Here is an 11,700-nt window from a genome sequence, read left to right on the forward strand (position 1 = left end):
TCTCCTTCCACATTATAATTAGTGAACATTGGATCTTTGATTATAACTTCTCTATTGTAATCGATGTAAATCCCTTCTTCTCTTCACAATTTTTCCCTCATTTTTTTCTAGTCCCATGTTTTTAATGACTTTTTCTAATTGAGATATTGTTGGATACTCAAAAATATTTTTCAATGGTACATCTATTCCAAATAATGTTCTAATTCGCGATATAACTTGAGTCGCTAAAAGAGAATGACCTCCTAAATGAAAGAAGTTATCATTCATACTAATCGATCTAAGATTAAGAACATCCATCCAAATATTTGCCAACTTCACTTCAATTTCATTCCTAGGTGAAATTTGTACATCTATTTTAATTGTTTCTTCTTTTGGCTTTGGTAATGATTTTCGATCTATTTTTCCATTAGGGCTTTTTGGCATCTCTTTTACTAATACAAAATAAGACGGAATCATATAGTTCGGGACTCTCTTCTCCATATACTCCTTTAATTTATAGGAATTTATTTCCTCCGTTATCTCTCTTGTTTGAATATAGGCAACTAATTGTTTTTGCCCCTCAATTACATCATCCCTTAAAATCACTATTGCCTTTTGTATATATGAATGCTGTTCTAGTGTTTTTTCAATTTCCCCAAGTTCAATACGGAATCCCCTTAATTTAATTTGATTGTCATATCGATCTAAGAAGACTAATTGTCCATTTGATAATAACTTTACTTTATCTCCAGTTTTATACAAACGTTTCCCTTCTTTAAATGGATGTTTAACAAAATGTTTTTCATTCTTTTCATGAAGGTTTAAATAACCAGGCGATAATCCAACTCCACCAATATACAGCTCACCCGGCACTCCAATAGGTACTGGTTGCATGTTTGAATTCAGGACATAGACTTCCGTATTTGCAATAGGCCGTCCAATTGGCAATTCAGTTACAACTTCATGGTTCCATTGATTTTCGGGCTTGTACACAGTTGAAGCACACGTTGTTTCTGCAGGACCATAGATAATTAAACAAGGTATTTCCCCAGAAATTTCATACCATTCCTTATACGTTGCTAATGAAACTTTTTCTCCTCCGACTAAAATCATGCGTAAAGATGAAGGCAATAGCACTTTTTCATTAGATATTTCTCTAACCCAAAAATCCCAATAAGCCGTTGGAATACAGATACTAGAAATTTTATTTCCTTCAATCCAATCCGAAAATTCATTAGCAGATAATACATTATTCGGACTTAAAACTAAGGTACTTCCTTTTACAAGCGTCATAAAAATATCCATAACTGAAAGATCAAAACTAATACTTGTATATTGCCCTACTCTATCATCTTTTGTAAATTCACAAAAATCAGTCATGTAATGAATGAAGTTTACTATAGATTGATGTTTAATTGGAACTCCTTTTGGTTTCCCCGTAGAACCAGAAGTATAAATAATAAAAGCCAAATGTTCAGAGTGATCTTGTTCTTCTAATTTTTTTTGAACTGACTCAGTTAAATCAACTTGATCTGGTACATTTTCAAAAGTAATTACCTCTTGCTTATGTTGTAAGAAAATATTCTCATATTTTAATGAAGTTAAGATTACCGATGCTTGAGAATCCTTAATCATATAAGATAACCTATCTTGCGGATAACTAGGATCTAGTGGGACATAAGCACCGCCTGCTTTTAAAATCCCTAAAATTGAAACAATAAAGTCGATAGAACGATCCATACAAAGTATTACTGGAGTATTAGGTCCAACATGTTTTCCTTTTAAAAATCGGGCCATTTGCTCCGCTTTTTCATTTAGTTCCCAATAAGTGATAGATTTATTTTGATACATTATTGCTGTATGATTTGGTAACCTTTTTACGACTTCTTCAATTAACTTATGCACACACATCTTTTCAGGAAATGGATATTCAGTTCGATTCCAATCCACTATTACTTTTTGCATTTCCTCAGTACTTAGCATTTGAGTTTCAAGAACCTTCTGATTAACGTTCCACACGATTTCTTCTAATAAAATTAAATAATGATTAATAAACCTTTGAATTGTATCTCGCTTAAATAGATCTGAGCAATAATCAACCACACCTATTATTTGCTCTCCTTTTTCTTCTAATGACATACTTATATCAAAAAGTGATGTATTTCCCTCTATATTAATAGATTGGATACTTAACTCTGTAATTTTATCAACGGTCGTAATTGGCTTATTTTGAAAAGCAAACATTACTTGAAATATGGGCGATTTACTTAAATCTCTCTTAGGTTGTATTTCATTAACTAGCTTCTCAAATGGTATATCCTGTCCTTCATAAGCTTCTAAAGTTACTTGTTTTATATTATTTAATAGCTCTTTCCAGCTCATTGACGAATTTAATTTTGTACGTAGCGGTAATGTATTCACAAAGAAACCAATTAAGTTTTCAATATCTTTGTGATTTCGATTAGCTATAGGAGTCCCAACTATAAGATCCTCTTGTTCTGTATACCGAAACAATAATCCTTTAAAACCAGTTATTAGAGTCATAAAAAGTGAGACACCATGTTCTTGACTAAACGTTTTTAATTTCGCAGCTAAATTTTCCTCGATTGCAAAAGAGAGCTGATCTCCTTTAAAGGATCTTGTTTGAGATCTCATATAATCGCTTGGCATATTTAATATAGGAAGTTCACCACTTAATTTCTCCTTCCAATATGCTAATTGTTTCTGTAAATTACCCCTTTTTTGTTTTCTTTGCCAGTATGCAAAATCTTTATATTGAATAGGTAATTTAGGTACATGAGAAATCGTATTTTTACCATAAGATTTATAATAACTAAATAACTCTTCCCCAAATAGTTTCATAGACCAACCATCTGTCACAATATGATGCATACTAACAACTAAAATATATCTGTTTAAATCTAATTGATATACTTTTGCTCTAATTAAAGGACCTTCTGCTAGATTAAAAGGCTGATTTACTTCTTCTGCAGCTAACTGTCTAGCATATTCAAAAACCCTATCGTTAGATATATACCGTAAATCAACATATGAAACTGGTATATATGATTCTAAAGCAATCACTTGAACGGGGGTTCCATCAACTTCTTGAAAAGTTGTTCTTAATATTTCATGTCGATTAACAACAAAATTCAAGCTCGCTTCTAGTAAGGAAATATCTACTTCCCCTGTAATTTCAATTGAATAGTCTAAATTATATACAGAATTTCCAGGCTCCATTTGATCAAAAAACCAAATACGCTCTTGTGAGAAAGATAAAGGGCATTCCTTTTCCTTCTCTATTGATAGGATTTCATTATTTAATATAAAACGTTCTTTTAAAAGTTCTTTATCTAGTTGCTTACAGTAATATTTCAAAACCGGATATTCAAATATTCCACGAAGAGGTATTTCAATATTAAATTTTTTTCGGATACGTGATATAACTTGGGTCGCTATAAGAGAATGACCCCCTAGGTGGAAAAAGTTATCTTCTCTACCAATATGTTCGTAACCAAGTACCTCACTCCAGATTAGAGCCATTTGTTTTTCAGTTTCTGTTTCAAGTATATTTGCTTCAGAATAATTAAGCTTTTTCAAATTAGGATCTGGTAAGATAAGACGATTGATTTTCCCACTAGGAGTTAAAGGTATCGCATCCAATTGTACATAAAATCTAGGAATCATATAATCTGGTAACTTATCAACTAAAAATGATTCTATTTCTTCATTTTTAATTTGTTTCATTCCATCTGTAACATAATAAGCAATAAGATAAGGATAGCCTGATGCATTATTTTTCGATTCAACTACTACTTCTTTTATGCCTAGAAATTGATTTATTATCGATTCAATCTCACTAGGTTCAATTCTGTATCCCCTAATTTTTAATTGGCTATCAATTCTACCCAAAAATTGAATATTACCATCAGATTTATAACGTACTAAATCACCAGTTTTATACATCTTTTCATCTGATTCTAAACAAAAAGGATTTTCAATAAATTTCTCTTTCGTTAATTCTGGTCGATTTAAATATTCCCTGGCTAAGCAATCCCCAGATATATATAATTCCCCCACAACACCTAGGGGAACCAATTTCAAGTTTTTATCCAGCACATATAGCTTAGTATTACTTATTGGTCTACCAATTGGTGGCAGATTATCCTCTTTATCAACATCCAGTATAGTATATGATGTAACAACATGAGTTTCCGATGGACCATAATGATTATGTAATACACAATCTTTAATACCTTTTATCCAACTACGAATCTTAGGAGTAAGTTTTAACTGTTCACCTGTAACAATAATTTCTCTCAAGTTAAATTCTAACGGGTCAACATTATTAGAGACTTCACATAATTGTTGAAATCCAACATAAGGGAAACTCGCTCTTTCTATTTTTTGTTTTAAGATTAGTTGCAACAACAAATATGGATCCCTTATACATGATTCATTAGGAATAACTAATGTTCCGCCTGAATTAAATGTTGAAAAAATCTCTAAACAGGACATATCAAAATTCAGGCTAGAAAATTGTAGTGAATTAACTTTACCGGGATAAATCCATTTCTTATCCTGCCACTCAATTAGATTAACTATAGCTTGATGGGTCATTCCAATGCCTTTTGGTTTACCAGTAGATCCTGATGTATAAATTAGATAAATTAGATTTTGAGGATTAACATCGTTTTTTACATTTTGATCTGTTAAAGTCAATTGATCCCAGATTTTATCCAAATAAATTTTATTTACAGCATGAAAATTTGAATATCCATCCAGTTCGCTATGCATCAATATATGGAATAGATTAGATTCTTTACTAATATATTCTAAACGTTCAACCGGATAATTTGGATCTAAAGGTACATACATTCCTCCCGCTTTTAAAATTCCAATAACTGCAATTACCATATCTATAGACCTTCTCATATAAATGCCCACACCCATATCAGGGCTTACACCTTGTTGTTTTAAATACATAGCAAGAGCATTTGCACGTCGATTCAATTCTCTATATGTGATTTTTTGATCCTCATAAATAATTGCCACATCGTCAGGATACTGGTTCACCTTTTCTTCAAATAACTGGTGTAGACATTTCTCATCTGAGTATGTGGATGTTGTTTCATTCCATTCATCTAGTAAAAGATTCCTTTCTTCTTCTAAAAGAAAAGAAATATCTTTGATGCTTAAGTCTGGGTTCCTCACAATTACTTCGGTTAGCTTCTGATAGTGTCCTATCATTCTATCTATCGTTTCCTTATGAAATAAATCTGTATTATATTCGAGTATCCCGTATAACCCCTCATCCTTTTCTACAAATTCCATCTGAAGGTCAAATTTTGCCGTTTTATTATCAAAATCTATAAAATTAGTTTGTAATCCCTTAAAAGCTATTTGATCTGGTGCCTCATAAAAATTAAACATAACTTGAAATAACGGGTTTTTATTCAGATCTCGCTCGGGTGCTAACTCTTCAACAATTTTTTCAAATGGTAAATCTTGATGGGAATACGCATCTAAACAAACCTTTTGTATGCGTTCTAGCAATTCACGGAAGGTTAATTCCCAAGATACATCTGTTCTTAAAATAAGGGTATTAGCAAAAAATCCAATAATACCTTCTAATTCCTTATGGCTACGATTGGCAATAGGAGTTCCTACCAGAATGTCATTCTGATTAGAGTACCGAGATAATAGCAATTTAAAAATTGCTAAAAGGGTCATAAAAATAGAAGCTCCTTCTTTATTACTCAAGCTTTTTATCTCTTGATACACATCCGAATTTATATAGAACGGAACAATTGCTCCATTAAAGCTCTGTTCTTTTTTTAATTTGTCATAAGGTAATGTAATCGGATGAATATCACCGTTTAACTTGTCTTCCCAATATCTTAGTTGACGATCATATTCTCCACCTTCCAATAATTCTTTCTGCCAAAAAGTATAATCCGCATATTGAATCGATAATTTAGATAAGTTATTTAAACTTTTGTCTATATTACTTTCATAAAGAGACGAAAGTTCTTTAAAGAAAACCCCTGCAGACCATCCGTCAAAACAAATATGATGAACATTAAAAATAAAATAATGATTTTCATTATCTAAAGAAATAATTTGAGCACGAACATTAGGTCCCTTTTGAATATCAAAAGGAGTTTTTATGTCCTTTTCAATTATTTCCAAAGCCACTTTCTCACGTTGTTCTAATGACAAATGATTAAGATTTATGTCTGGAATATCAATTTGATACTCTTCTTGAATAACCTGAACTGGAGTTCCATCAATTTCTTGAAATGTAGTTCTCAAACTTTCATGCCTTTTGATTAGCATCAAAGTACTTTTCTTTAAATTTTCAATATGAAGATTACCTTTGAAATGAATAACATAAGGAACATTATAAAAATGATTGTTAGGATATAATTGGCTTAAAAACCATAGACGTTTTTGAGCATATGACAATGGAATCGTTCCTTCTCTCGGATATGGTCTTATCTTTTCGCTAGAATCATTACTGGTTCCTTGAAGCAACTTTCGAAGTAAATTTTTTTTTACTTCGGATAATTTATTTTCACTTGATTTCACTACTATCTCCTCCTCATTAGACTCAAATGTTTTTATTTAGCAACTCATGCGCTTCTTCATCAGTCATATTTTCAATTTCCTTAATTATTTTAATTTCTAATTCTTCTGATAATTGTCTAATTGTTGGTTTAGTAAATATTTCTCGTAATGGGATTTCAATTTTATATTGTCTACGAATACGTGATACTACTTGTGTAGCTAATAAGGAGTGACCTCCCAAATTAAAAAAGTTATCATCTACACCTACATCATCTAATTTTAAAAGCTCTTTCCAGATATCCGCTATTACTTTTTCTACCATTGTCTCCGGTGGAGCAAATATTACATCATGAACATACATTTGTCGTTCTACAGCAGGTAGCTTTTTACGATCAAGTTTTCCATTTGCATTCAGAGGAAATGCATCAAGAAATAATAAGAATGAAGGAACCATGTATTCAGGCAATTCATTCTTCAGATAATTCCTTATTTCTTCTGTCTCTAAATTTTGAGGTGACAATTGTTTGCTTGGAATAACATAAGCTATAAGCCTTTGTAACTCCTCAGTTTCTTTTTGTAAGACAACTACTGTGTCTTTGACTAAGAAATGTTTAAGTAGTGTTGCTTCAATTTCTCCTAATTCTACACGCATCCCACGAATTTTAACTTGATTATCATCTCTTCCAATAAACTTAATTGAACCATCTTGAAGAAAATATCCACGATCTCCAGTCTTGTACATTTTTTCATCTTCTACAAATGGATTTTGTATAAATACTTTCTTTGTTTTCTCTTCGTCCTTTAAATATTCTCTCGCTAATCCAACTCCTGCTAGATATAAATCGCCCGTTACACCAATAGGAACCGGCTGAAGGTATTCATCAAGTATATATACCTCGTTATTATCAAATGGTTTTCCCACACAGACAGCTCCATGATCTTGACTATCCTTAAAATTACACGTGTAAATAGTTGAATCAATTGAAACCTCTGTTGCCCCCCATGTATTATGTAAATTTCCCGGCATCTTTTGATAGAATTTTTCTACTGTTTTTGGGGATAATGCTTCTCCACTCGATATACAATTTCTCAAAGAACTAAGATACTTTCGATCCTCAAGATGTAGTTCATCAAGTACCATATTTAACATACTTGGAACAAATTGAAGATGAACAGTATTATAAAGAATAGCTGCATTAATTATTTCCTTTGGATCTCTATGCATTCCTGGATTCATCAATGCAATTCTTCCTCCAGTAGTTAAAGGCCAAAAAAATTCAACTGCCGAATCATCAAAAGTTAAAGTAGTTTTTTGGAGCACTGTTTCCCCAAACTTCAAATTAAACTTATTCTGCATCCAATTAATACGATTTACCCAACCTTTGTGAATATTAGCAACACCTTTTGGCTGACCTGTTGATCCGGAAGTGTAATAAACAGAGACCAAGTGTTCCGGAGTAACAGCTACTTGAGGTTTCTCATTGGATACCTCATTCATATCATTCCATTCAGAATCAAGAAAAATAATTTCAGCTTCTTCTATTGAGAGATTTTTTTGTAAAGATTTTTGTGATAAACAAATATCACATCCAGCATTACTTATAATTTGCCTTAACCGGGCATTTGGTGCCTCCGGATCAAGCGGTAAATATGCACCTCCAGCCTTTAAAATACCGACTAATCCAATTACCAATTCAATTGACCTTTCAATACAAATTCCGACCACCTTATCTGGTCCAACTCCTTTTTTCATAAGAAGTTGTGCTAACTGATTAGCTTTCATATCTAGTTCTTTATATGTTAATTCTTTTGTACCAAAAACTACGGCGCTTAAATTAGGAGTTTTCTGAACTTGTTCTTCAAAAAGTTCATGCAGACATTTATTTTTCGGAAATGAAACTTTTGTTTGATTCCACATTTTTAACTGTTGGTGTTCTTCTTCTGCTAGCATTTCCAATCTAGAGATTTCTTTTGTCGGATTAGATAGAATATCTTTTAGTAACACTTTAAAATTATCTATAAAACGCTGAATTGTTACTGAATTAAATAAATCTGTATTATATTCAAATACTCCATCGTATTCTCCATTACTTTTTTCAGTTAAAAAGAGTGTTAGTTCATACCTTGAAGTTTTATTATTTATTGGAATTGGTGATACAGACATCCCTTGTAAATTTAAATTTTCTTCTAATTTATTTTGGAAAGAGAACATAACTTGAACTAAAGGAGCATGTTTCAAATCTCTCTTAGGTTGAAGTTCCCTCACTAATATTTCAAAGGGTACGTCTTGATTACTATAAATCTCTAAACAACGTTCTTTCATTTTGTGTAAGAAACTTACAAATGTTTCATCTTTTTTATAGTGACTTCTTACAATCATTGAATTTACAAAGAAACCTATAATATTACTTAAATTAGGATAATGACGATTTGCAATTGGAGACCCTACTAGGATATCTTCTTGACCAGAATATCGATGTAACATAAGATTGAACACTGCCATCATAAACATGTAGTCAGAGACTTCATATTTTTTTGTTAATTCTTTTACTTTTTTTACTAAATCAGACTCTAAAGTAAAATATAATTTATCTCCATTATATGTTTGCTCTACTTTTCTAGGATAATTTATTGGCAGCTGTAATACAGGTAGTTCGCCCGACAGTTCACTTTTCCAGAAAGAAAGTTGTTTTTCTAAAACACCATTTTCTAGCCACACTCGTTGCCAGTTAGAAAAATCAGAATATCCAACAGGCAACTCTTCAAGGTCACAAACTTTATTCTTAGAGTAAGCATCGTATAAAACTGCTAGCTCTTCAAGGAAAACTACAGTTGACCAGCCATCTGTAATAATATGATGCATATTCAGATAAAAAATCCATTCATTATCCTTTATTTTAAAAATCTTTACTCTTAATAATGGAGGAATTTTAAGACTAAATGGTTTCTGAGCATCTTCTAATATAACTTTTTGAGCTGTACTCTCTTTTTCTATTTCATTACTCAAATCTATAAAATCTATATTAAGGCGGATTGAATCCTCAATATTCTGAACGGGCTGCTCATTACATACTACAAAATATGTTCTTAAAGATTCTTGTCTTGCAATAATTTTATTTAAAGCTAACTCTAGTGCTTTAACGTTTAATTCCCCATGTAAACGAAAAGCTATTGGTTCATTATAAGCTGCCTGATTTAAATCCATTTCTTGTAGTAACCACATTCTTTCTTGAGCATAAGACATTGGTAGCTGTTTATTACCACTTTGAGGTGTTATACTTTCTTTGTTTTTTATACTATACGAATTATGTTGAAAATAATTAGCTAAATTAGATACACACTTTAATTCAAATAATAATTTTAAAGGAACATCCTGATTTATCGAGACACGAATCATACTCATTACTTGTGTTGCAGATATAGAATCTCCTCCAAGATCAAAGAAATTATCTCTAGTCCCTATTTTTTCTACATTCAACACTTGAGAAAAAATACTGGTTAATTCCTTCTCTAAATCTGTTTGAGGAGCGACATAATCCGTTTCTAATATAGGCCGAATAGTATCTGGAATAGGTAATGCCTGTTTATCAATTTTGTCATTTTGATTTAAAGGAAATCTGTCTAATATATAGATATAATGCGGACACATATACTCGGGTAAATAATTTTTTAAATGTCCTTTTATTTCATTAGTAGTAACTGATTTACCTTCATGTAAAACTACATAAGCAACTAGTCTCTTTACACCCGGTATATCTTCACGTAAAAGGACTATCGATTCTTTTACATTTGATTCTCTTCTCATTACGCTTTCAATTTCTTCTAACTCGATTCGAATACCTCTTATTTTAATTTGATTATCTACTCGACCAGCAAATTTAATCGATCCATCTTCTCTGTAATATCCTTTATCTCCTGTTTTATACATTTTTTCTCCTAGAAAAAACGGATCATCTATAAACATTTGTTCCGTACGTTCATGATCATTTAGATACCCTTTCGACACTCCAACTCCACTCACATAAAGGTCACCTACTTCTCCTTTACATACAGGTTGATATTTTTCATCTAAGATATATACACGTACATTATCAAATGGTTTTCCTATACTAATAGTACCCTCTTCATTTCTATCTTCTTCTGAACAAGCATGTATCGTAGCATCAATTGAAACCTCTGTAGCGCCCCAGGTATTGTATAGTATGCCAGGCATCTTTTCCATATAACGTCTTACAATACTAGGAGTAAGAGGATCAGCACCAGCAAAGACCCCTTTTAAATTCGATAATTTTAATCTATCATTCTCCTCGACTACATCCACTATTCTGCTTAACATACTTGATACAATGTACATATATTTTACTTTATATTGAATTAATGCATTTACAATTTCTCTAGGATCACGATGTAATCCAGGTTCCATTAATGCAACTGTCCCCCCAAAAGCAAGCGGCCAAAAGATTTCTATAGACGAATCGTCGAATGCTATTGTTGCTTTTTGTAAAACGGTTTCTCCTAATTGTAGGGGGTAGGCTCTTTGCATAGAATTAATTTTATTAACATAGCCTCTATGTATATTTCCTACACATTTTGGTTTTCCTGTTGTACCGGAAGTGTAATAAACTGATACAAGTTGCTCTGGTGTCATAACTATACTAACTTTTTCAATAGACATTGTGTTTAGAATATCCATAATTTCATCCATAAAAATATAGTCAGTTTCAAGGGTAAGAGGGAGACTAGGTTTCAATTCTGATTCAGAAAAACATAATGGAGCCTGTACTTCACTTAAAATTTGTTTGATTCTAGCTTTTGGCGCATCTGGGTCAATAGGTAAATATGCACCTCCTGCTTTCAATATTCCCATAAGTACTACAACTAAATTAATAGAACGATTCATACATAAGCCTATTGGTGTATCTTTACTAATGTTGTATCTTTGTAAGTATTGTGCAATTTGATTTGATCGCTCTTCTAATTCTCTATATGTAATGCTTTCTTGTTGTTTTACAACAGCTATTTGGTCAGGTGTTTTTTGAGCCTGATTTTCAAATAATTGATGCATACATACTAAAGGATAATCTGCTTTTGTTTTTTGCCATTCCATTATGTTTTTATAATCTATATAATCTTTCAAGAATTCTCCCCCGT

2 protein-coding genes are annotated in these 11,700 nt (G+C 31.8%); both read right to left on the minus strand.

Translation table 11 applies throughout. The annotated features are described in order from the left end of the window. Nucleotides 1-51: 51 nt before the first annotated feature. Nucleotides 52-6,570 (minus strand): non-ribosomal peptide synthetase, encoded by a 6,519-nt coding sequence (locus MHH71_RS03820; protein WP_006096884.1) that lies wholly within the window; start codon nt 6,568-6,570, stop codon nt 52-54. A gap of 22 nt (nt 6,571-6,592) precedes the next feature. Continuing rightward, nucleotides 6,593-11,686 (minus strand): non-ribosomal peptide synthetase, encoded by a 5,094-nt coding sequence (locus MHH71_RS03825; protein ID WP_139358595.1) that lies wholly within the window; start codon nt 11,684-11,686, stop codon nt 6,593-6,595. Nucleotides 11,687-11,700 lie beyond the last annotated feature (14 nt).

The sequence above is a fragment of the Bacillus sp. FSL H8-0534 genome (assembly GCF_038005885.1).
Lineage (GTDB): Bacteria > Bacillota > Bacilli > Bacillales > Bacillaceae_G > Bacillus_A > Bacillus_A pseudomycoides.